Source organism: Paenibacillus amylolyticus, assembly GCF_001570725.1.
GTDB classification, from domain to species: domain Bacteria; phylum Bacillota; class Bacilli; order Paenibacillales; family Paenibacillaceae; genus Paenibacillus; species Paenibacillus amylolyticus_A.
The window spans coordinates 2,181,072-2,204,911 of record NZ_BCNV01000001.1 but is presented as its reverse complement, the minus strand read 5'-3'; the positions used below and the strand labels follow the sequence as shown (position 1 = coordinate 2,204,911).

Here is a 23,840-nt window from a genome sequence, read left to right as displayed (position 1 = left end):
CCGCTCTTTGTTATATCATGTACGTAATTATAAGTGTTGTCGATTCTTGCATCTCAAAATCGTCGTACACTCCTCCTCGAATGTATACTGTATCTCCAGAAGATGCCGCTGACTGTGCTCTTGTTATACTTTTAAATGGTGCATTTTTGGTGCCTGCATTCGTATCACTACCCGTTGAAGCAATATAATAGATGTTTGAACTTCCGGCCGCATAAACAGAAAATGTCATAAACAATGCTGTAAACATGCAACCAATCACTAATAAACTAGCCACTTTCTTCACTAAAAAAATCTCCCCACATCAATAGAATAGTTGAACAAGTTTCCTTTTATTATATCGCTGATTTATAACTCCTTCTTTATAGGAAGTTTTCCTTATTTTTCTTTGTCGTCAATTGATCATAACGTCACGCCATCTAAGATATATTGATTTTTTGTGCAAAGTCTATGATATGTAAGCCCATTCTGTGGGACTATTTTCTTACCCATGACATGATATTTGTTTTCGAACACTGCTCTCGAAAGCCAGCTGTCCTCCTCGTATAACAAAAATCCCCTCCGGTTTACAGGGTTGAGATCATTCTAAAATGTTCTCTTTTCCCACTGTCTACCTTAAGGGGATCATACCATTCATTTGAATCCGATGAGCTTCTACTTCTCTTCTTCCTTTATCACTTGTTCGATGCCCAACAGAATCAGCTTCAAGCCGAACTCAAACGCTCCGTCGGTCCCCATCACCTCAAACAGACCATTCTTATACATCCTGCTGAATAGTCCAGCTTCCTTCTCACTCATAGAGTCCAGGAGGCTGATCATCTCTTCACCCTGAAGTGCTTCCTGGTCCTTAAGAACAGCAGAGATATTGCGCTGATGCTGATAATCGTCCAGTACGAAATAGAATACATAGTTCACAAGCGTGAGAACGGCCTGTAATTTCTGCTCTTGCTCTAATGGCGTTGATTCCATACAAAGCAGCATGCGGTTGGTGAACCGGATCATATCCGGCTCGTGGGGCAGCGTCATCATCATGAGCTGTGTGGAACACGGGTATCGGCTGAGCACGCTCCTTACGGTGATCGCAAGCCCCTCCATCTGTTCCTTCCAGTCCCCTTCAGACTGAAACTCGTCCAAAATAATTTTTGATATCTGGTTGGCCAGCCGTTGATAGAGTGTCTGCTTGCTCTTGAAGTACCAGTATAGAGATGGAGCCTGAATCCCCAGCTTGTCGGCCAATCGTCTCATGCTGAATTTCTCGATGCCTTCCTCCGCCAAAAGCTCCCACGAAGTTTCCAAAATCTTATCTTCCGAAATCTGAGGCTGCTGTTTTTTCATCGATATCCGCCCTTTTATCTAACAGTGTAAGTTTGTGCTTTACAGGTTCATAGGTTCATGATAACATCTAACACTGTAAGTTTCAATCTAACGGTGTTAGATTAGATCAATATTAACGAAGAAAGTAGTGACTCACATGGATGCAGAAAACCTCCATTACTTTGAAAAAGCACCAATCGCCAAAGCCGTAGCCCACTTTGCTGTTCCAATGATGCTAGGCACCTCAATGAGTGTCATCTATTCCATCTTGAATGCCTATTTCCTTGGCACACTGGGGAATACAGCCATGTTAACCGCACTCGCACTAACGTTGCCGTTATTTGCGGTCATTATGGCGCTTGGCAACTTAATTGGCATCGGCAGCGGTACATTCATCTCTCGTTTGTTAGGTGAGAAAAAGGCTGATGATCTGAAGCATGTATCCTCATTTGCCTTTTACAGCAGCTTAGTTCTCGGACTTATCGTGATTGCTGTGGGCCTCCCATTGATCGAGCCAATCGTTCATGGGCTGGGGGCAACGCCTGAGTCCTTCGGATTTACGAAAGACTATGTCACGGTTATGCTGATTGGTTCACCATTTGTCATATTATTCTTCACGCTGGAGAATATTGTGCGCTCAGAAGGTTCAGCAATCACGTCGATGATCGGTATGATTCTCAGTGTTGCTATAAATATTATTCTTGATGCGATATTCATTTTTGTCTTTCATTGGGGCGTGATCGGAGTTGCATCTGCTACGGTCATCTCTAACTTGGTTGCGAGTGCATTCTACGCTTTCCATATGAGTTATAAGAGTCAATTCTTAACCGTCTCCCTAAAATGGTTCAAGGTTTCCAAGGACATTCTGAGCAACGTATTCAAAATCGGAGTTCCCGTCTTTGTTATGAGTGTTTTCTTGGGTGCGATGTCGCTTATTCTTAACCTTTTTCTTAGCGAATATGGCGATCAGGCTATAGCGGGATATGGAATTTCATCACGTTTATTGCAATTTCCCGAGTTTATTCTGATGGGCTTGTGCGAGGGAGTCGTGCCGTTGATTGCCTTCTCATTTACCGCGAATAAATTACGCATGAAACAAACCATTGGATTTACGATCAAATCTATTATGGGGTTGGCCGTCGTGTTCGGCGTTATCGTCTATCTGATCTCCGACCACTTGATTGGTTTATTTACGACTGACCCACAATTAATAGAAATGGGTAGCTACATTCTTCATGTGACCTTCTTATCTTTGTTCATTACAGGAATGACTTCTTTGTTTATGGGGATCTTCCAAGCAACAGCCCAAGGAACCGCCGCGTTTATAATGTCCATCATTCAAGGAATTACGCTAATTCCTGTATTGTATATCGCTAATCAAACAAACGGCTTTCATGGAGTGATCTGGTCACTTGTCATTGCTGATGCCGTCGCGTTCCTTGTTGGTGCCATCATGCTATATGTTCTGCGAAACAAATTGCAGCCGGATCTGGAACATTTGGTACAGTAATTGTGCAAATGGTAATAAGAACAACTACGTCATCAAGTTCGATACCTATATCCCCATCTTCGTCCCCTTTGAGTACTGTTTGCATAACTTAGCATCATAGTAACAAGGGTCATGGAGGGACAAAGAGTGAATGATATGTGCAGTAACGCTAAATCGACAGAAAAGAGTCCAAAAAAGTTCGGTTTCTATAGAGACATTATGGAATGGATTACTTCCGTTTCTCCCGGCGGCGAAGAAAAAATTGACCCTTTTGATTTTGGCGAAGCCGCTGAATTCAAGCTTCCGAAAACCCTTGAAACGGAGATTCACCGTTATTTGATGCCCTATACCCTTCATCCTGAAGGCGGATATGTTGCATACATATCGAATGGGCGTGTGTGGGGAACATCAGGTGCGATCCTGACACCCGACGGAAAACTGATCTTCGACCTTTCTCCGGAATACGATGGACGACATAACAGAATGATGACACTGGAAGAACACCCCGCCTTGCATCGGAGGAAGGCACAGGAACATCATCATCTGCATGGGACTGCTGCGGTTTTGACTTTTTGCGGGAGTCATAATTATTTTCATTGGTTATATGATGTTCTGCCTCGACTGGGTATGCTTCGGATGTTAAATGTTCCTTTTGAATCCCTGATTATGAATCCGAATCCTCATGGATATTTTGTGAAAGAAACGTTATCTATGTTTGGCGTATCAGAATCGACAGTGATTTGTACTAGAGAAGATTTGGAGTATCAGGCTGATCGATTGGTCGTGCCTTCCCTAATGATGAATTCCCATTATCCACCTTGGACAACAGCTATCCTTCGGACGTTTATGTTACCCGGGCGTGATACAACACTCCATTCTTCTGTTCGCATTTTCATATCTCGGAGCAAAGCCTCTGCTCGACGAATAACTAATGAGGATGAAGTCATACGGCATTTGGAGGCCTACGGGTTTGTTCCTGTTTGTCTGGAGGATTGGACCGTAGCACAGCAAGTTCAGTTGTTTGCTTCTGCACGAGCAATCGTTTCATCGCACGGAGCGGGACTGGCCAATCTTGCTTTTTGCAGTAAAGGAACCCTAGTTATCGAAATTTTTCATATCCGGCATATAGTACCTACGTATTGGATGATCAGCAACCATAACAAACTTGATTATTATATGATCTATGGGCAAGAGGACGGGACGAGACAGGACCGTTTTTCGGGATTGGAAGACTTCTCCGTGGATCTGGATCGACTGGAACAAACTCTTTGTTTAGCTGGAGTAACACATCATAAATGATCAGCATCAGCCCTTCTCTTCTTTTCATGAAACTATAGAAGGGTTTTTGTTATGCCATAAAAGCCATACGTTGTGATTCAATCGTTGTCTTCACAAAATATTTTGTGGTTGACAAAAAGCCCGACTCAATAATATATTGATTAAGGAAATAAAGTTTCCCTGAGGAAACAAACTAGCGCTTGCGAATGTTTTTTATACTAAGGAAATATATTTTAATAGAGTCAACGTTTGAAGGGGCGAAGAACCATGATACAAATCAGTCAACTGAATGTGGATTACTTTGGTAATCCTGCGCTTCAAAATGTAGATATCGATATTCCACTCGGATTCACGATCGGCATCATTGGACCTAATGGAGCGGGAAAATCGACGTTCATCAAATCTTTATTGGGCGTCATCAAGAAACGTACGGGTAACGTTACCGTTAACGGCACCGCGATTGCTCAGGAAAAAAAGAACATCGCATATGTACCACAGAAAAGCGATGTTGATCTGACTTTTCCCATCACGGTACGGGACACGATCCTGACAGGAACGTACCCTAAGCTGAAGCTTTTTCAAAGACCGGGAAAAAAAGAAAAAGCCTACGTGGACCACTGTATGGAACTGGTGGATATCGCTGATCTGGCGAACAAACAAATTAGCAACCTCTCCGGGGGACAACTGCAGCGGGTATTCATTGCAAGGGCGCTCGCCCAGCAGGCAGATATCTTCTTCCTGGATGAACCCTTTGTAGGTATTGATCTCGTGAGTGAAAGAATCATTGTGGATCTGCTGAAGAATCTTCGGGAGCAAGGAAAAACAATCTTAATTGTTCACCATGACTTGCATGAGGTTGAAGAGTATTTTGACAAGATCATCATTCTCAACAAAAAACTGGTTGCTTTTGGAGACGTATCTAGCACGTTTACAACAGAGAACATACAAGCCGCATATGGATCATCTCTAGGTAATATCCAGATTAAAGGGTTGGGAGATGTTCAGAATGATTAACATGTTGTCAACATGGCTTGATATTCCGGTGTATGCACTGAACGCAGGTCTATCTGCGATAATATTGGGGATTGTATCAGGGGTACTCGGCAGCTTTATCGTGCTTCGGAAAATGTCGTTGATGGGTGATGCGTTGTCACACGCTGTTTTGCCTGGAGTAGCCATATCCTACATCTTGGGGATCAACGTACTGCTCGGCGCGTCAGTGTTCGGACTCATTGCAGCGATTCTGATTCAATTTATCACCAACCGCAGCACGATTAAAAGCGATACGTCTATCGGCATTGTTTTGAGCTCATTCTTCGCATTAGGCATCGTTCTCATTACGTTTGCGAAAAGCGGTCTGGACTTAACACATATTCTGTTCGGTAACATTTTGGCGGTTCCGCAGTCAGAATTGGCGCAGTCCTTTATCATCATGCTTGCCGTAATCGCTGTTGTATCCTTGTTCTACAAGGAGTTGTTGATCAGTTCGTTTGATCCGGTCGTGTCAAAAGCGTACGGATTGAACACCAACTTTTATCATTACTTGCTCATGCTTCTACTCTCCGTCGTTACCGTCTCTTCCCTGTCCCAAGTGGGGATTGTACTGGTCATTGCGATGCTTGTTATACCAGCAGCGACCTCCTATCTATGGACTAACAAATTGCTTCACATGATCATCTTTGCTTCGATCTACGGAGCAGTATCCGGAGTCGTTGGCGTAATACTTAGTTTTGAATTCAACCTGCCGACGAGTGCAACAATTGTCCTTGTTGGTGTGAGTGGTTTCGCCATTTCGTTTATTCTGTCTCCGAAAAACAACTTTTTTAAGAAAGGATTGAAAGCACAATGAAAAAACAAATGATTGGTGTTTTTATTGCCCTTATGGTTATTCTATCTGCGTGTTCCGATACAACATCCAATAGCACGGAGGCATCGACCACTCCAGAGGATAAATTAAAGATTGTAGCTACATATTCCGTTATTGCGGATATGGTAGAGAATGTTGCAGGTGACAAAGCCGAAGTATACAGCATGGTTCCCATTGGAACCGATCCACACATGTATGACCCTTTGCCACAAGATACGAAAAAAATATCAGAGGCAGATCTGGTCTTCTATAACGGACTTAACCTTGAGACGGGAAAAGGTTGGTTCCAGGATCTCCTGAAGGTTACTAACAAAACGGACGCTGCGTTCGTAGTTTCGGAAGAAGTAACACCAATGTATCTTAGCGAAGCAGGCAAAGAAACGCAGGAAGATCCACACGCTTGGCTAGACATTCAAAACGGAATCAAGTATGTGGACATCATTACGAAGCGGATCATTGAGAAAGATCCGGAAAATGAGCAGTATTATTTGGACAACCAAGCTGCCTATGTTACCAAATTAGAGGAAGCCGATCAGTATGCCAAAGATCAAATTGCCAAAGTTCCCGCGGATAAGCGGATTCTGGTAACAAGTGAAGGTGCATTCAAGTATTTCTCCAAGGCTTACGGCTTTGAAGCGGCATATATCTGGGAAATCAATACGGATAGCCAAGGTACGCCTGATCAGATGAACCGGATTATTGATATTATCAGAACCAACCAGATTCCAGCTCTGTTTGTAGAAACCAGCGTTAATCCCAAGACGATGGAGACGGTATCTACTGAGACAGGTGCCCCTATTCACTCAAAAATCTTCACAGACTCCCTGGCTAAAAAGGGCGAAGATGGAGACACATACATCACCATGGTCAAATGGAACATCGACAAAGTAACAGAAGGTTTGTCGCAGTAAATAAAAAAACGGGTCACCTTGAGGTGACTCGTTTTTCTATGTTTTTTATTAAAACTAATTACTATTCGGTTGAATTTGTTTCATGTATGATTTAAATTCCTCGGCAATTTCTTTGAATATCGTATGATGCAGGTAATGTGATCCCTCCATTGGGATCATTTTGCCCTGTGCCGATTGTTTCACTTGTTCTTCATGTAGCGGAATCCACTGTGGATTGTGCTCGTTATTAGATTGTACAAAGAGAAGCATCGGCAGATCACGAGGGTAAGTGAGTTTTTCTCCATTTTTGAAATTGGAACCCAGGTGTTTAAGCTCATCGATCAGTGTCGGATTCGTCGAGACTTGATTCGCGATCAACTTCATCTGTTCTTTGGTATGTTCATCGTATGCAAGTGATTTATAGGAATCTCCGCTCACTTTTTGAATCACTCTCATTAGACCTGATTTTTGCAGGAACTTCATTAAGTTCAAAGGTAATTTAACATCCATGCCGGGTTGATTTGGAACACTGCTATCGATCCCGACAAAAGCAGAAACTTCATCCGGATACGTATTCACATAAGTCGCCGCGTATAATCCAGTGATAGAATGCCCCATCAGAATATAACGATCAATGCCGAGCTGCTGTACAGCTTCATGAATTTCGCTGACGATATTCTCCGTTGTTCTCTCCGTCTCGGTTTGGTCGCTTAATCCATAACCGAAGGGCTCGATCGCTACAACTTTATAATCAGAAGTTAATTCATCGATTAATAATTTGAAATCAAGTACAGGTGACGGGGTTCCTTGTCCAGGCAAAAGCACAATGGTTTGTTCCCCGCTGCCTTGAATGGACACATTCATATTTTTCCCATCGACATTAACATATTGGCCATACGATTCAATTTTCTTCTTCTCGATCCCATTACTGATTGTATGAACGACAAACGTGATGCCCATGAATAGCACCAGCGCGCCGACAATACCTCCAATTATTTTTAACCATAAGTTCCGTTTTTTACGGCCCTTAGTCCCCGTTGTTGTTATATCTACTGTTTTTGCCACATCCATCTTCTCCTGTCTTTATATCTGTAGAGCCGCTCTTGCGACATAGGTATAGTGTAACCATGGAAGATGTACCCTTCGTGACGGGAATATGAACTGAATATGAACAAACAAAAAAAGAGAGCTGCTTGTTTAGAGCAGTTCTCTTTTTGATTAGACCATTTTAGTGGTCCAGGAATACAAGCTGAATGAAGAACAATACCGCAAAAATGTAGAATATCGGATGGACATCTTTACCTTTTCCACGAAGCAGCTTGAGTACCGGATAGAAGATGAAGCCTACGCCGATACCTGTCGCAATACTATGCGTCAACGGAGTAAGGATGATAATCAGGAAGGCCGGAAATGCTTCTTCGAGATCATCCCATTTGATTTTGCTGATAACGTTAATCATAAAGTACCCAACAATGATCAGTGCCGGAGAAGTAATCGCCGGAATGCTTGAAATTACACTTACGATCGGTGTGAAGAACAACGTCAGCGCAAGCAGCACACTTACCGTTACCGCCGTCAGTCCCGTTCTTCCCCCTGCAGCTACCCCTGTGCTGGATTCGATGTAAGCCGATGTTGGACTTGTTCCGAGCAAAGCACCGCTGGTTGTTCCTACCGCATCTGCCAATAGTGCGCCACGCGAGCGTGGGAATTTACCTTCCTTCAGTAATCCTGCTTGTTCAGCAACGCCGAGCATCGTGCCCGTCGTATCAAACAGTGTGATCAGCAGGAACGTAAATATGATCGTATACAAGCCATTCGAGAATATGCCTGCGAGATCCAGTTGCAGAGCCGTTGACGCGAGGCCTTGCGGCATGGATACAATCGATTCCGGCATTTGGAATAGTCCCATGATCCAGGCAAGTATCGCTGTAACGACCATGCCGATGAACAAGTAACCTTTCACATTATAAGCCATCAGCACAACGGTGATAATCAATCCGATAATGGTCAGATAAGTCATTGGCTCTGCCAAGTTCCCGATCGTAATCAAATTCGATTCTGAATCGGCAATAATGCCGGCATTTTGCAGACCTACCGTTGTAATAAACAACCCGATCCCTGCTGTTATTGCATGTTTTAAACTTGCGGGAATTGCATCAAGCAACATGTAACGGAATGAAGTAAGCGATAAAATAATAAACAAAATACCTGCTATAAATACAGCTCCCAGTGCAACCTGCCAAGACACGCCATATCCGGCAACTACACTATAGGCAAAGAATGCATTCAGACCCATACCCGGCGCAATGACGATCGGATAATTGGACCATAGCCCCATAATCAGAGTTCCGACAATACTTGCCAGTACCGTTGCTATGAATACTCCGTTAAAGTCCATGCCCGTACTGCTGAGTATTCCTGGGTTTACGATAACTATGTATACCATTGTGAAGAATGTTGTAACCCCTGCGATAATTTCTGTAGGGATGCTCGTGCCTCGTTCTTTAAGTTTGAACCAATTGTCCATGGTAAAGCCAGCCTCCAACCTTCAAATTGTACTCCAAAGCTAAAAACAAAAAATCCTAATCTTCATATAGGATTGTAATATTATCGCTCCTATATTCGTCGTTAGGATTTAACAGCTAAGTCTAAACCAAAACTAAGGATACCCATATCTGTTTTAACCTGAAGTCCATTTCGTATTCTAATAAAAATAACATGTAATGTCAACGAATTAACGATTTGTTCACAGTTATTTACGAACTATATGGATATTCCAAGTGTTGTTCATTCGTTTTTAGAACGGGAAATCACATGTTATCTATAAAGGTAAAGAAAGACTGCCGGTATGTTCTCCGACAGTCTTTTGCTTAACTTGTAGTATGTTTCTCTTCATATTCGCTGGACAATTCTTTTAGCGATTTGATTTTACCATGGGGATGCTGTTCTTGCTTTCGTGACTTCCAGGCAGCTTCTTTTCGTTTCTTCTGGTTAGCCATAAAAGGTATCCTCCTCTGGAATTGAGATATATACTACTTCTTTATGATGTCATTCCTGAATAACTTTATTCTGTGTTTTTTTTGAGAGGATTAGGCAAACATATAAGACAAATTAGATATCTGTTTTTGGATCAGGAGTGCCATAATAAAGACATGCTATAACTGGAGGGAAAATACATGGAAAAAGTAACTTTAAATAATGGTGTTGAAATGCCGATCCTCGGCTTTGGCGTGTTTCAGATTGCAGATGCAAACGAATGTGAACAAAGTGTTATAGATGCCCTATCGGCAGGTTACCGACTCATTGATACAGCCGCTTCTTATTTAAATGAGGAAGCCGTTGGTAGAGCCATTAAACGTAGCGGTGTGGCGAGAGAAGAATTATTTGTTACAACGAAACTTTGGGTTCAGGATACAGGTTATGAACGTACAAAATTAGCATTTGAGAAATCCTTGCAACGATTGCAATTGGACTATTTGGATTTATATTTAATTCATCAGCCTTTTGGAGACGTACATGGCTCTTGGCGTGCAATGGAGGAATTGTATCGTGAAGGAAAAGTGCGTGCAATCGGAGTAAGTAACTTCCAGCCGGATCGTCTGATCGATTTGATTCTGCAAAACGAAGTAACTCCTGCTGTAAACCAGGTCGAAACGCATCCCTTCAACCAACAGATCTTAACTGGACAATTCATGAAAGAAAATAATGTTCAGATCGAGTCCTGGGCACCTTTTGCTGAAGGGAAAAATGACTTGTTCCAGAATGAGGTACTGGTATCTATAGGTGAAAAGTACAACAAATCGGTTGCTCAGGTGGTTTTGCGCTGGTTGACCCAAAGAGAAGTCGTTGTCATTCCAAAATCGGTTCGTAAAGAAAGAATTATTGAAAACTTCAATATCTTTGATTTCGAATTAAGCCACGAAGATATCGAGTCGATTACTGCGCTAGATACTAAGCAAAGCCTGTTCTTCTCACACAACGATCCTGAAATGGTGAAATGGATTAGTAATCGCAAGCTGGATATCTAAATATATATCATCCAATTGAATACAATGTATGTTCTAATCCTGTTCTTGCTTGGATGTGGACTTGGTTCTTTATACTACAAAAAGCCGCTATTATAGCGGCTTTTGTGTGTGGTACGATGATCTGGACCGGGCCCATTCCCCGCCGAAAACTCAACATTCTATGTTTTATCTCTTTGACCCTAAACTATTGCTACCTCGCACCAGCCCCAACCAAAATCTCTTCAATTTCCTTAAAGCCTTTATTCTTCGCGTGACTGAGTGGTGATATCCCATCACGATCCGGTATGTTGACATCTGCTCCGTGTTCAATGAGTAATAGTATCGTCTCCTGCTGCTGTACATTGCCATCGTTAAGAATGATTGCTTCGAGTAGTGCTGTCCATCCCAATTGATTCACATGGTCCACATCCACCGAAGTTTGAGTCAGTAGTTCTTTCACTACATCCACATATCCATGCTCCGAAGCTGGAATGAGTGCTGTCCCTCCATATCGATTCGTTATCGCTGGGTCCGCTCCCGCCTCGATTGTCAGCTTCAAAATATCCAAGTATCCTTCAGCGCCAGCATACAGAAACGGGGTGTTTTGCATATCGTCCTGTATATTCACATCTGCCCCCGCTTCAATTAACACTTTAGCCGATGTTAGATCATTATTGTAGGTTGCAATCATTGTAGCGGTTCGTCCACTCTGACCTTGAGCATTGATATTGGCACCTGCTTGAATCATTTGTTCGATGCGTTCAGTATCGCTGTCCTCTACTGCCTTGAACAGCTGCTCATCTGCTGAAGTCATGGCCTTTTCCTCCACACTGGAGTCGTTTCTCATTTCAGGCACGCAGCCTTGAACGATCAACATACTGCTTATCAGGACAACGATGATCAGCGATTTACTCATACTGCCTCCTTTACTCCAGTGTCAAGGTGACTGAAGAAGCGATACTCCAATCCCCAACTGGGTTTATTGTATACGTAGTACCCGGAGTCAACTTTCCATCATTCGTTAGGTCAAATACACCCGTCGCACCTTTTCGACTTGAATATTTATAAGTGGCCGTCAGAACATCCCCGCTAGCTGAAGTTAACGTTACACTTCGACCAGAAAACAGTTCATCCCCAGGGTCCTGGTCAAGCGTAACTTCAATGGAGGTTTCGCTGACTGCTTGAGCACTTGCAATCACTAGTGCATCAAACGATTTCGCCGTAAATGAAGCATTCTCGATGTTCGCCCAATCCGAAGAAACCGTATATGTGACACCTGATTTCAGTGTTTGTCCTTCAGGCAAACGGAACTTCGGTTCTTGTTTGCCATCTGTGGATTGCGTGAACGGAACATATCTGGCAACGATCGGCTCGCCACCTTCTGGCGTAATTACAACTTGTCTTGCTTGCATGGAAGAGATGATTTGAACCGTTTTGCCTCCTGCTAGCTCTTGATCATTCAGCACGAATGCATTAGCTCCTCGACCACCGCTGTAAGCCGAAATAATGTAACCATAATCCACTACACCGTTCACTTGCAGTGCTTCAATCTCGAATGTATCATTCGTTACTTGACTAGCCGTTGTCATGTTTATTTTCGTGCCACTGCCTTCAAAGGACCCAGCGTCTTGGCCTTTGTAAGTCAGGTTGTACACTTCACCAGCATCTTGAACGGACGTTGGAACGATGTAAGTTGCAATTGACCCTGTTTTCAAGCGGGGCATATTGGTTAACGTCAGTTCACCACTAAACGCAAAGTCCGTTTGTGCCTTGGCAAAAGCCTCATCAGCCGCTATCAGCGGTTTGGCAAAAGTTACAATTAACGTAATGGCGTTCAGCGATCGAACGCTCTCAATCTGAGCTTGCTCCGAAGGAATAGCTTGGTGTGCAGTTTGCAGTAGTACCGCTGTTTCGCCACGGGTTGCTGAACCGTTCTCGGAGTAAAACGCGCTCATCCAATGGTGAACAGACTTTACATCACGTTGCATCGCTTTAGATACGACCTGTTCGAGTTCAGCATCCGACACTTGAGTTTGCGGATTGAATTGTCCATCGTTCGCCTGCATGATGCCGAGTTCAACCAGCTTTGACGCATATGGCGCATACCATGCATTGGGATTGACATCTGTTAGTTCTACGGTTTCTCCCGTCTTGCTCTCCAAATTAAACGTTTTGAAAACCAATGAAGCTAGTTCAGCACGGGTAATCGCTCGATGTTCACCCATGGATTGATCTGCATATCCGTTCATGATCCCCAAGCTATTTAGATCCTTGATAGCAGCTTCAATCTGTTGTTGGGTAAGCTGTGTGGTTGTTGCCGCAATGTTAGTAACGTATGTAGCTGCATGTACTTGATTCGCAGTTAACGGGAACACTGTTGTAGCTAATGCAGTTATAGTTAGAAATGTAGCGATTTTGCGGGTTGTAGAATTCATGGTTGAATTCCTCCTCTATAGGTTGTAGTTGCCTGTATCTATAGAATAGAGGACAAAAAGAAACTCCCAAGGACAAAGTTATTAACAAAAAATAAACTGGCTCTAAATTTTCACGAAACTTATGCAGTGAACCGGTAACCTGCGCCCCAGACGGTTTCAATATACTCCGGATTTTTGGGGTCTGTCTCCAGCTTCCCGCGCAGTTTGCGAATATGGACGGTAACCGTTGCAATGTCTCCGGTGGAATCCATGCCCCAAATGCGCTCAAACAGATCGGATTTGCTGAATACACGATTGGGATGACTCGCAAGAAAGACTAGTAGCTCGAACTCCTTCGTTGTAATCGCCACCTCTTCGCCATTAACGAAAACGCGCCGTGATCCTTTGTCAATGTGAAGCCCGCGAATGTGGATTTCATCCTGCTCGGCTGGTTTATTTTTGCCAAGCAGTCTCTCGTATCGGGTCAAATGAGCCTTTGCTCGTGCAACCAACTCACTTGGGCTAAACGGTTTTGTAATAAAGTCATCAACTCCCAGATTGAACGTCCGGATCTTATCGATTTCTTCCTTTTTCGCGGAAACGACAAGGATGGGCACCTCCTTCACCTCACGAATGCGTCTACAACATTCGAAACCGTCGAGTCCCGGAAGCATCAGATCAACAATGATCAGATTGTAGTCCCCCTCCAGTGCTTGCTTCAGGCCTTCATCTCCAGTATGGCAGAGATCCACAGAAAATCCGTTGAGCTCAAAATAATCCCGTTCCAGTTCCGCAATCGTTGTTTCGTCTTCAATGATCAAGATGTTTGCCATTACTTATTAGTCCCTCTCTTCATTCAGCCGTTTCAGTTTGATATATATGCTCGTGCCCTCATTGGGCTGGCTTTCTGCCCAGATGAAGCCCCCATGTCCATCAATGATTTGGCGGGCAATGGCCAGCCCGAGCCCACTTCCGCCCGTTGAGGAATTGCGGGATTGTTCTGCACGATAGAAGCGTTCAAATATAAAAGGTAGTGCTTCTTCGGCTATTCCCCTGCCATTGTCTTTAAACGCCATCGTAATCCAAGTCTCATCAGCTTGAAGTGTAATCTCGAATTGTTTGTGTTCATTCTCCATGTATTTGAGTGCATTATCGACCACATTAACAACGGTACGTTTTAACTTCTCTGGATCCACAGCAGCCATAGCGGGACCAGACACCTGATTATTCCACTCTAAGGAAACGCCTTTATCCTCCAGATCGTATCTCAGCTCTTCAATGCTATCTTCAAGGAAATCAGCGAGATCAACTGTTTTGAACAGGAAAGGCTCTTGGTTTAAGTCGAGCTTTGAATACAAAAACAGTTCATCCACCAGCTTGTCCATGCTAACTGCTTTGGAGTGAATGATATTAACGTAACTCTCCATTTTCTCAGGCGTATTAGCCACTCCGTCACGAATACCCTCAATATAACCTTTGATATTGGTAATTGGCGTACGGAGATCATGCGAAATGTTAGAGATGAGCTCTTTGCGGTTCGCTTCGTCCTGTTGGCGTAACGCATAGGAGCGCTGCAATTGATTCCGCATGCTCTCAAACGCTTCGCTGAGTTGCCCAACTTCGTCATTGGAGTTTAGCTGAAGCTGAAAGGATAGATTGCCCTCTTTAATATGTTCGGCTGAACTTCGTAGTTGACTCAGAGGCTTAATGAAGCTACGAGTGATCCAGCGGAACAAGAGCAGATTGGTAATAATGAGGACACCGATAAGCAGGAGTGACATCACAGGGAGCAGCTTGCGAGTAAGTTCCGCAAAGGGACTTTTCTCACGAATGACGAAGATACTCCCCCGTTCCCCATCTGAATATTGAAAATCAAATTTCGCATACGCGTAGAATCGCTCACCAATATTGAAGGTGCTCCGAATCTGGTAATTGTTAAGGTCATAGGCAGGCAGTGCTTGCTTCAGTTCTGGCTGGTTAAACGTCAGTGATTCGAAGATCTGACTATTCTCCCGTCTGACGTAGAGTCCTGACTTCTCAGCTCGAAGCTTCATGTCATATTCACGCAACAAAATCTTGTTCTGCAGGTCGTCCGGGTCATTTTTGGCCAGAAACTTCATCTCTTGAAAGATCGATTCTCCCTGTTCAGTCAGTGGATTGATCTGATAATGCACCTTGTAGATATCGCGAAAACTCTGCAGATCCCCCGTAGCCGCAATCGTGTATAGGCTTGCCGTAAGCAGGATGAACAACAGACTTATAACGAGCATGCCCGTGAAAGACAGCAGCATTTTGATTCGAATTGACATAAGTTCCCCTTCTTAAACATGCAATTGGATTAGTTAGTGCACATGTTAACACAAGATCGATCCCATTGCCCATATTTTAAAAAAAGTGCTTCCGCATTCGCTATGTTGGTTCGGTTACCCCGCATGGAACCGTTTAATGCTAGTTTGAGCGGAGCCAAAAGCATCATTTTTCATTTTATATGTTGACAGTGATAATGATTATCAATAGTGTTGAAGTTAGTTTCACAGTAATTTATCTCAGCATGACCAGCAAACACTTTTGAAACGAGGTACGAAATGTGAAAGTAGATGTGAATCAATTAGCAGCGCATTTTGCACACATTCCTTTTCAAGTAGAAGGAATATATCGATATGCTAGAAATCCAGGCGTGCCCCACGCTGACTATACCGATTCTTTTCCTGGATTTGTATTTCCTCTGACAGGAAAGATTCAATTCCAATTTGATGGTACGCCCTATATCTTCTCACCAGGAAAAGTTGTGCACGGGGGTGCGAAAATGAAACTGGACCAAACCGTGTTTAATAAAAACGACTGGGAATACATCCTTGTTTTATACCGAATATGTAGTTCAGATCTCGATGAATCAAGCTTTTCCCATCAGCATTTTGAATTATCAACGGGTCAATCCCCTCGTCTGATCGAACTAATTACGCGTTTATGGCATGTGTATAATCAGCGTGGAGGCATGTCAAAGTTTCAGACCGAGATGCTGTTCCGCGATGTGCTGAATGAGGCCTTAATATGTGTGGATCATCGGCAAAATAGTAATGAATCAGATGCTTTATTCGAACGGGTCTCTACTCATATTCATGAAAACTATGATCATAGCCTGACAGTAACATCGCTCGCAGAGCTATATAATGTGAATCGCAATCGAATTTCTTATGTATTTAGAAGACATGCGGGCATGGGGCCAGCAGATTATATATTGAAATATCGTATAAATATGGCGCAACAAATGTTGTCTGCAAGTGACGCGTCTGTAAAACACATTGCCGAAACCGTTGGCATTGCTGATCCCTTCTATTTTAGTAGAGTGTTCAAGAAACAAAATGGTATTTCTCCTACTGAGTATCGCCAGAAGTTCATCAATAATCCATCCTGATTTCAACAGGCATCCATGTTATACCAAAGCTTAGATCAGTATACTGAACATATAGGATGAATACACAGGAGGAATGACGATGCACTATCAAGCTATTAAATTAAATGAGGAATTTTCGAAATTAAACGATCTTTGGTCTCCGAAACTCATTGGTGAAATGAATGACTATCAGTTTAAGATCGTTAAGATTGCTGGAGATTTTGAGTGGCACGTTCATGAAGAGACTGACAAGTTATTTTTTGTGCTCGAAGGGGAAATGATTATTGATTTTCGTGATGGGCAAGTGAAGATTGCTAAAGGTGAGATGTACATTGTTCCCAAGGGAGTTGAGATCAAGCCTTCCGCCGAAAAAGAATGTCATATCATGTTGATGGAGCCTGGAAGCGAAGTAAACACTGGCGGGACTAAGTCCGAATAAGCGTCAGATATTGGAACCAGGATGTGAATTTGTAATATCAGAGAGCCGATAACCGCGTAATAGGGTTAGCGGCTCTGCGTCTGTACGGCTAGCTCTTGGACATGCATTAATTTACATATATTAATCAGTAGCCTCTCGGTTATGTCACTTTTTGCTGGTCTTATTGATCAATTCCACACCATCGTATGCCAGACTTTCCACACTTGTTGTCTTCTGTAGTATGTAATGATCAAAAAAGTTCTTCGCATAGTCTGTAACAAGATTTCGCATCTCCACAGCATCCCGTTCACCTCTGAGTTCCTCATTAACACTGGTAAACACGATGTCACAGTAATCCAAATGTGCAACACGATCAACTGAGAAATAATAGGTTTCCATGCTATTGTTAGCGCCAATAACCGCATTCATATTATAGTTAGGTTCACAAAACAGGAACAAGAAGGGTTTCTTAAGATCGCTGTCAAGAAGTCCAAACGCACCGCTATCCAAGCCAATCCCGCAGGCGAACCGGTCGTCATCCCGGCAAACCATCGCCGTCGTAGGCCCTCCATAAGAATGTCCGACTATACCCATGCCGATGTCAAGCAGCAATCTACCCTTAAAGATGGAATTCAGCTCTCCAGAGTCCAGTTTGTAAAGGTAATCGGCTACATACCTTACATCTTCTGCCTGTGATTCACTGTACTCTGTTATCTTGGAAAGTATCGGTAGTGCAAGCACGTTACGGCACATCTCAATGGCAGTTTCATCGTCAGGACGCATCTCCATCTTACCAGTCAACGCCAGCATCTCTGGATCTTCACCAAACGCTGTAATGACATCGGAAAAATCCTTGGATACATTAAACAGGCGCCCATCTTTACGTTTATACATCGTGCTATTCTGATGGCCGATGCTCACCACAACATACCCCATGCTTGCCAAGTCTGTACAGAGCACTGTACCCCATTCTGGAGAACCACCCCCGCCGCAAACATAGAATAACACGGGATAGCGCTTTTCCTTCCCGGAGAGAGCAAGGTCGTCGTAACACTGTGTCTTGATATCTATAGAGAAAACATCCTTCAACGCAGTGACAAGTGGCTGCTCATTAAACATCTCGTAGACTTCAGGAAACATGTACGTTGATGTAGTCTTACCTTCGCTACTGTCAGACGGATAGTACACAAAAGCGGTCAGTTCTCTTTTGGAGTAATCTGATGCCGTGTATTCAAAATCTATCTGGGTTCGACCGACAGTATAGCCGCCAATTGGTTCTGGAAATACGTCATAGGTTTTCATTTTCTTTCCCCCTTGAGATCGCTAACCATTTCAGAATATTTATGATCTTCAAGCAGCCCATGCCCCATAAATTCAGCAAAGTACTTGCTGATCTTATGTTGCAGCTTAGAGTCCTTAATATCGAATTCTCTAAAAAACATAATTAAATTAAGCTGCATTGACTCAAACATAAAAGAAATCAGGTCGTCGTCAACATCAGGCCTTAGATATCCATCAACCCTCATTCGGCGTAAAATGTCCTTGATCATAGGGAATGACTCGCCCTTTAACACATTCACATATACTTTCAGCAAAATATCCTCAGGAATATATGAAAATGTTTTAGTCAATTTGATTTCCAACTCATTCAGTGGCTCGGTCACCATGCTATTTACGTTACCAAATAAGCCAGTAAGGAAATAGCTGTAAAGGGAATCTTCATTACTGTTATTAAAATATGCAGCTCTTTTCTGGGTCACATTACGTATTAAGTGACAATAAAGGTCATCTTTGTCTTCAAAATACCGATAAAATGTTCCGGGGTGCATGGACAAACTATCCAAAACCATCTTCATAGATATATCCTCGTAAAGGTTATTAACAAAAAGCTGCATAGCGCTATTCGATATGTCCTCGCGCCTTGCTTCATCTAAACGAAAGAAAGTATTTTTTGGCATAGACTACTCCTTAATGTGAGGTGTGAACTGATTCACACTATACCGATAATAAATTCACAAGTCAACTAGTCTTGAAAGATATCATTATAAAAAGATTCAGGAAGAAATATGCTAGAGCCGCTGATCATCGTGATCAGCGGCTCTTTGAGATCTTTGTATTATTGTTCTTTAATTGGTAACGTATGAATATCGGATCAGATATATATTCAGCGAGGAAGCACTTCAAGCACCTTACCGCTTCCATCATCGATAATACGTATCTTATTGTCATCTATGAGTTGAATACTACCATCTGAATTCAAAATTTCATGCGGCTCCATTACCCCATGAGCAATGGATTTGCGAATCAGACCTTTATTTTTGAATACCAACGTGTAAAGATCGTAGTCTTCTGTTTTTCGATTAGTATGTTCAATGATGACAATAAGTAGATTTTGGGGACTCCTCTTGAAATTTATCTTGAGATCATGAGTATTCACATTAATGTCCTTTATACCTAACGGAATTGAACTCTTTTGTCCAGTAGAAGTATTCGTAATTTCAAGATCTCCTTTTGTAGCGCGAATGACATAGGTGTAACCCATGTCGCTACCATAAAAAGTATCGGTATAATTGCTCAGCCCAGTCACGGTTATCTTATTCGTTTTCGTATCTCGATGAGTCACTTCCCCGTCCAAAGCAGATGCAAGAAATCTAATGGGCACATAAAGTTGACTAATATACGACACAGGTTCTGTGCCCATATCTACTTTTTGACCATCCACTTCGGCAATTCTGCTTCCCAAGTGCACAACGATATGCTTCTCACTGCTCTTTAGTACGGCCGTCTTATCATCTTCCATCCCCCACACTAGGCCTGCCTTAATACCCAGTGAGAAAAAGTTTCCGTACGTGACTCCATCCTTGATTAACGTCTCAACATGGTTAATACGACCGTCAGCCCACTGAATTTCCAAATCAACGTATTTGGATGCCGCTTCAGATTTTTGAGGCCCCAGTGGTAATAACACCGACATCACTAATGCAACGGCAACTACTTTTCTCATATGCTTCATCTTCACAGCGGCTCACCCATTCCATGTAATTTTTAACTATAGAATAGTAACGTTAGATTCCAATAAAAGTTTGATCAGCTTAAGACAGAAATTGGATTCCTGATAACAAAAAAAAGCCGCTAATATAGCGACTTTCATTGGTACTATGCTCTTAGCACGAAATTGCCATTACAAGCCTAGATCATCAGCAAGTCCTTCAACGCCTGTGAAGATGGAATCTCCGTATCCCCAGAAGTTGTTGAAATCAATAATGTAGATTTTCTTGTTTTTAACTGCGTTAATGTTTTGTACCTGCTTGTTGGCTAGCAGCTTTTTAATCGTTTCTTCTGGATCAATACCACCAGCATATCTAGAAATAATCATGGCATCCGGATTAATCTCGATTAGCTTCTCGAGACTGAGTGTGCCGGTTTCATTAATCAGCATATTATGCATATTGATTAATGACATTGCACTTTCAATAAACGTATCTCCGTTTCCGTTGTAGATTCCAATAGTTCCATCACCATTATCTGAAAAAGATGCATAGTTGATCGTTTCAGCGCTAGCTCGGGCAGACAACGCAGTCTCGCGAGCTTTAAGAGTCTCAATATATGCAGCTGCGTTCGCCTGTACGTTGAATATCTCACCTAATTCAGTAATGTCCTGATACAGACTATCTAACGATGCATCAGGAACACTGGTGCTTTGCACGTACGTTTTAATCCCCATATCATTTAAGCTGCTTACTGTACCAACGCCCCAATCAGCATCCTCAAACAATCCACCACGCCCCACAACCAGGTCAGGCGAAGCGCCTATGGTCACTTCCTTACCGACATAGCCTTCAGCCAGCACAGGAATTTTTTTGAATTCATCAGCGATATCGTCAGGTACACTACCGAAAAGCGCTGCAACTCCAACAATTTTGTCAGTCAAACCAAGACGGATCATTAATTCAGCCGCACCTTGTGTATTGGCAACAACCCGTTCAGGTACCTTATCGAACGTTTGATCCTTCTTCACCCATGTGCCATTCTCTGTTGTGTAATTTGAAACGGTTACCGGGTAAGTTGTTTCAGCAGGTGCTGAAGCGTCTGCGTCGGTTTGTTCCCCATTTTTTGCTTCATTCGTGGCGCTGCTCTCCGCAGCTTGCTGTGAGCTGCCATTTGCATCTTCACTGCCACCATTGCTGCTTGAACACGCTGCGAGCACCAGAATCATTGCAGTAATCAAACAAAGAAACATTCCTTTTTTAACGGATACCAACATGTAAATAATCTCTCCCTTTTGAATTCTCTCTTGTCTTTTAGACCAATATGTAAAATAACTATTGTCAGTATACAGTAAATGTCGAAGTGTGTAAATGAGAACAATAATCAATATCATTCATCGAAGGTTACGTTCCCTAATGATATACCCGAAACTTTAAAAAAACCAAGTTCATCTCCTTTGTACGGAATTGAACTTGGTTTCTCTTTTATTTATCTATTCATTACGTGCCTGGTTAACCTTGGCGATAAGTTCATTAATAATTTCATCAGGTGACCGCTCATTCATCCATTGTTGGCCGAACATTTGGAACACTTTGATCATCGGGAAATCTGCCCAGAATCCCACAAACTCCTCGTTAAGATATACCTTGTCCGTAACGTGCTCGTTCATTTCATTCAGGCAATGCTCCAATTCCTTTTTCGCCACAGGATCACTCATCCACTCACTGAGCAGACTGAATTTGTGGAACGTGATTTCTTCCTTACCAAAGTCACAATGCAGACGTTCCGTAATTCGGAGATCTTTGGACGAGCTGCCAAGTGAAATTTGGAAAAACCCGGTCTCTGCCACCCAACGGTTATACTTGGTGTTGTAATATGAGAAATCTCTCTCTTCCAGTTCAAAAGTAATTTTGCGTTTTTCACGCGGCTCCAGTTCAACTTTGGCAAAAGCTTTTAATTCTTTCTCTGGACGGGTCCATGTGCACTCTTCATCGTGAACATACAGTTGAACAACTTCTTTCCCCTTGCGCTTACCGGTATTTTTTAATTGGAAGGACACAGTAACACCGGTATGGGTCTGAGCCACTTCCAGATCCGTATACAAAAACGATGTGTAAGACAATCCGTGTCCAAACGGGAATTGAGGTGCCAGTTCTTTCCGGTCATAATATCGATAACCCACGAACAGGCCTTCGCGATAATACAGTTTGCCGTTCTCTCCGCGAATTCGCATATGTGAAGGGTTGTCCGATAGTTTGACGGGGAATGTCTCAGACAGCTTGCCCGAAGGATTCGTCTGTCCGAATAATACATCTGCAATCACTTTACCCATGCCTTGACCCGACAACCAAGAATGAATCACACCAGGTACATGCTGTACCCATGGACGCATCGCCAGTGCGGAACCGCTACTCGTTACGACAATACACTTGGGCTGAACTGCGGCTACCGCAAGAATCAATTTTACTTGATGCTCGGGAAGATCAATGCCTTGCAAATCATGCATTTCGGATTCCGCATATTCCGGTTGGCCTACAAACAGTACAGCAACATCGGAATTCATGGCTATTGACACGCTTTCCTTGATTAGCTCATCATTGATAGAGTCATCCTCCGGGTACCCTTCTGCATAATTCATGGTCATGGCATCGCCAGCCAGATTTTTTATCTCGTCCCATGGAATATCGACTCTTGTAGGCGTTACCTTCGCACTGCCCGCTCCCTGAATTCTCGGTTTTTTGGCAAACCGCCCGATCACGGCAATCGACGCAATGGACTCCTGCCCTAGCGGGAGAATCGCGTTCTCATTTTTCAGAAGCACAATACTCTCGGCCGCCGCTTTACGCGCGAGTGCATGATAGTCCGAATCTGGAGAAGAATCCATGTCTTTCTTGCCCGTTACCCGCTCAACCAGCTTCAAAATCCGGCCCACGCTGCGATCTAACTGTTTTTCGGAAAGGCTTCCGTTCTGGACCGCTTCAATGATTGCTTTGGCATTGTAATGAGCAGGACCTGGCATCTCCAGATCAAGCCCGGCCTTCAGACCGCGTATGCGATCATTGACAGCAGTCCAGTCGGATAGGACAACACCTTCATAACCCCACTCTTTTCTCAAAATGTCATGTAGCAAATGTTCGTTCTCGCTCGTATATGTTCCATTCAATAAGTTATAAGAACACATGACCGTCCAAGGGTCGGATTTCTTAATAATTCGTTCAAAGGCGCTCAGGTAAATCTCGCGAAGCGTTCGCTCGTCGATTTCCGAACTGGTCACCATTTTCTCGAACTCCTGGTTGTTGCCGGCAAAGTGTTTGACAGAAGCGCCCACGCCTTCGCTTTGGATCCCGTTTATAAAAGCTGCTCCAAGTTCACCCGTCAAGTATGGGTCTTCCGAATAGTATTCGAAGTTTCTTCCGCCGAGCGGCGTTCTTTTCATATTGACACCGGGTCCAAGCAACAGCTCGACGTCCATCGTTTTCGATTCCTGTCCTAGGGCCACACCGACTTCATGCAACAATTCCGTATTCCACGAAGAACCGATGGCTGAACCTGTAGGGTAACAGGTTGCGGGTACATTTTCCGTTGTAATCCCCATTTCTTCATCGCTGTTTGTTTTACGGATGCCGTTTGTCCCATCGTACATATGAACTGGCGGAATGTTTAACCGCTCGATTCCTTTTGTCATCCACATATTCAATCCTGCGCAGAGTGAAGCTTTCTCGGCCAACGTTAATGCCGTCAACAATTCATTGATTGATTTATCCATAGTACTCACCCTTCTAAT

At 43.2% G+C, this 23,840-nt stretch carries 22 protein-coding genes; 8 read left to right on the top strand and 14 right to left on the bottom strand.

The window, feature by feature from the left end:
- Positions 1–10 precede the first annotated feature (10 nt).
- Complete coding sequence (locus PAHA3_RS30825; protein WP_235599404.1) at positions 11–283, bottom strand: DUF1565 domain-containing protein; 273 nt, start codon at positions 281–283, stop codon at positions 11–13.
- Between the two features lie 368 nt (positions 284–651).
- Positions 652–1,332: a TetR/AcrR family transcriptional regulator gene (locus PAHA3_RS09810; RefSeq protein ID WP_062834565.1), complete on the bottom strand. Its 681-nt coding sequence runs from the start codon at positions 1,330–1,332 to the stop codon at positions 652–654.
- A gap of 136 nt (positions 1,333–1,468) precedes the next feature.
- On the opposite strand from PAHA3_RS09810, the gene PAHA3_RS09805 reads away from it, so the two are divergent.
- The 5 genes from PAHA3_RS09805 to PAHA3_RS09785 all read left to right on the top strand — a co-directional run bounded on the left by PAHA3_RS09805 (position 1,469) and on the right by PAHA3_RS09785 (position 6,856).
- Positions 1,469–2,821: an MATE family efflux transporter gene (locus PAHA3_RS09805; protein ID WP_062834564.1), complete on the top strand. Its 1,353-nt coding sequence runs from the start codon at positions 1,469–1,471 to the stop codon at positions 2,819–2,821.
- A 198-nt stretch (positions 2,822–3,019) separates the two neighbouring features.
- On the top strand, positions 3,020–4,099 hold the full coding sequence (locus tag PAHA3_RS09800; RefSeq protein ID WP_167350866.1) for a glycosyltransferase family 61 protein: 1,080 nt from the start codon (positions 3,020–3,022) through the stop codon (positions 4,097–4,099).
- A gap of 249 nt (positions 4,100–4,348) precedes the next feature.
- Complete coding sequence (locus tag PAHA3_RS09795; protein WP_371327933.1) at positions 4,349–5,092, top strand: metal ABC transporter ATP-binding protein; 744 nt, start codon at positions 4,349–4,351, stop codon at positions 5,090–5,092.
- Position 5,093: 1 nt separating this feature from the next.
- Positions 5,094–5,927, top strand: a complete 834-nt coding sequence (locus PAHA3_RS09790) for a metal ABC transporter permease (RefSeq protein WP_062836048.1) — start codon at positions 5,094–5,096, stop codon at positions 5,925–5,927.
- The gene (locus tag PAHA3_RS09785) at positions 5,924–6,856 is read left to right on the top strand and encodes a metal ABC transporter substrate-binding protein (RefSeq protein WP_062834561.1); all 933 of its coding nucleotides are present in this window, start codon (positions 5,924–5,926) and stop codon (positions 6,854–6,856) included. The genes PAHA3_RS09790 and PAHA3_RS09785 overlap by 4 nt, the downstream gene beginning before the upstream one ends.
- Before the next feature lie 54 nt (positions 6,857–6,910).
- Here PAHA3_RS09785 and PAHA3_RS09780 read toward each other — a convergent pair whose 3' ends face one another.
- The 3 genes from PAHA3_RS09780 to PAHA3_RS30820 all read right to left on the bottom strand — a co-directional run bounded on the left by PAHA3_RS09780 (position 6,911) and on the right by PAHA3_RS30820 (position 9,834).
- On the bottom strand, positions 6,911–7,906 hold the full coding sequence (locus tag PAHA3_RS09780; RefSeq protein WP_062834560.1) for an alpha/beta hydrolase: 996 nt from the start codon (positions 7,904–7,906) through the stop codon (positions 6,911–6,913).
- Between the two features lie 157 nt (positions 7,907–8,063).
- Complete coding sequence (locus PAHA3_RS09775; protein ID WP_062834559.1) at positions 8,064–9,362, bottom strand: NCS2 family permease; 1,299 nt, start codon at positions 9,360–9,362, stop codon at positions 8,064–8,066.
- Positions 9,363–9,705: 343 nt separating this feature from the next.
- Positions 9,706–9,834: a DUF6254 family protein gene (locus PAHA3_RS30820; protein WP_222126790.1), complete on the bottom strand. Its 129-nt coding sequence runs from the start codon at positions 9,832–9,834 to the stop codon at positions 9,706–9,708.
- 177 nt (positions 9,835–10,011) lie between these two features.
- Here PAHA3_RS30820 and PAHA3_RS09770 point away from each other — a divergent pair, with 177 nt between their 5' ends.
- Positions 10,012–10,863 (top strand): aldo/keto reductase, encoded by an 852-nt coding sequence (locus PAHA3_RS09770; RefSeq protein ID WP_062834558.1) that lies wholly within the window; start codon positions 10,012–10,014, stop codon positions 10,861–10,863.
- A 190-nt stretch (positions 10,864–11,053) separates the two neighbouring features.
- Here PAHA3_RS09770 and PAHA3_RS09765 read toward each other — a convergent pair whose 3' ends face one another.
- The 4 genes from PAHA3_RS09765 to PAHA3_RS09750 form a co-directional block, all read right to left on the bottom strand.
- The gene (locus PAHA3_RS09765; RefSeq protein ID WP_062834557.1) at positions 11,054–11,758 is read right to left on the bottom strand and encodes an ankyrin repeat domain-containing protein; all 705 of its coding nucleotides are present in this window, start codon (positions 11,756–11,758) and stop codon (positions 11,054–11,056) included.
- A 10-nt stretch (positions 11,759–11,768) separates the two neighbouring features.
- A complete protein-coding gene (locus PAHA3_RS09760) occupies positions 11,769–13,277 on the bottom strand; it encodes an S-layer homology domain-containing protein (RefSeq protein ID WP_062834556.1) in 1,509 nt (502 codons plus the stop codon).
- A gap of 119 nt (positions 13,278–13,396) precedes the next feature.
- Positions 13,397–14,089 carry a response regulator transcription factor gene (locus PAHA3_RS09755; protein ID WP_047843050.1) on the bottom strand — a complete coding sequence of 231 codons (693 nt, stop codon included), beginning with the start codon at positions 14,087–14,089 and terminating at the stop codon, positions 13,397–13,399.
- Between the two features lie 6 nt (positions 14,090–14,095).
- Positions 14,096–15,565 carry a sensor histidine kinase gene (locus tag PAHA3_RS09750; RefSeq protein WP_062834555.1) on the bottom strand — a complete coding sequence of 490 codons (1,470 nt, stop codon included), beginning with the start codon at positions 15,563–15,565 and terminating at the stop codon, positions 14,096–14,098.
- Between the two features lie 278 nt (positions 15,566–15,843).
- Here PAHA3_RS09750 and PAHA3_RS09745 point away from each other — a divergent pair, with 278 nt between their 5' ends.
- Positions 15,844–16,671: an AraC family transcriptional regulator gene (locus PAHA3_RS09745; protein ID WP_062834554.1), complete on the top strand. Its 828-nt coding sequence runs from the start codon at positions 15,844–15,846 to the stop codon at positions 16,669–16,671.
- A gap of 79 nt (positions 16,672–16,750) precedes the next feature.
- Positions 16,751–17,089, top strand: a complete 339-nt coding sequence (locus PAHA3_RS09740; protein WP_062834553.1) for a cupin domain-containing protein — start codon at positions 16,751–16,753, stop codon at positions 17,087–17,089.
- A 144-nt stretch (positions 17,090–17,233) separates the two neighbouring features.
- Here PAHA3_RS09740 and PAHA3_RS09735 read toward each other — a convergent pair whose 3' ends face one another.
- The 5 genes from PAHA3_RS09735 to PAHA3_RS09715 form a co-directional block, all read right to left on the bottom strand.
- Entirely contained in the window at positions 17,234–18,370 is a 1,137-nt protein-coding gene (locus tag PAHA3_RS09735) for an alpha/beta hydrolase (RefSeq protein ID WP_062834552.1), read from the bottom strand.
- Positions 18,367–19,026 carry a TetR/AcrR family transcriptional regulator gene (locus PAHA3_RS09730; protein ID WP_062834551.1) on the bottom strand — a complete coding sequence of 220 codons (660 nt, stop codon included), beginning with the start codon at positions 19,024–19,026 and terminating at the stop codon, positions 18,367–18,369. Before PAHA3_RS09730 ends, PAHA3_RS09735 begins: the two co-directional genes overlap by 4 nt.
- 206 nt (positions 19,027–19,232) lie before the next feature.
- Positions 19,233–20,072, bottom strand: a complete 840-nt coding sequence (locus PAHA3_RS09725) for a copper amine oxidase N-terminal domain-containing protein (RefSeq protein WP_235599403.1) — start codon at positions 20,070–20,072, stop codon at positions 19,233–19,235.
- Between the two features lie 177 nt (positions 20,073–20,249).
- Positions 20,250–21,332, bottom strand: coding sequence for an ABC transporter substrate-binding protein (locus PAHA3_RS09720; protein ID WP_062834549.1), 1,083 nt, complete (start codon positions 21,330–21,332; stop codon positions 20,250–20,252).
- Between the two features lie 216 nt (positions 21,333–21,548).
- Positions 21,549–23,822 carry a beta-glucosidase gene (locus tag PAHA3_RS09715; protein ID WP_062834548.1) on the bottom strand — a complete coding sequence of 758 codons (2,274 nt, stop codon included), beginning with the start codon at positions 23,820–23,822 and terminating at the stop codon, positions 21,549–21,551.
- Positions 23,823–23,840: the final 18 nt, after the last annotated feature.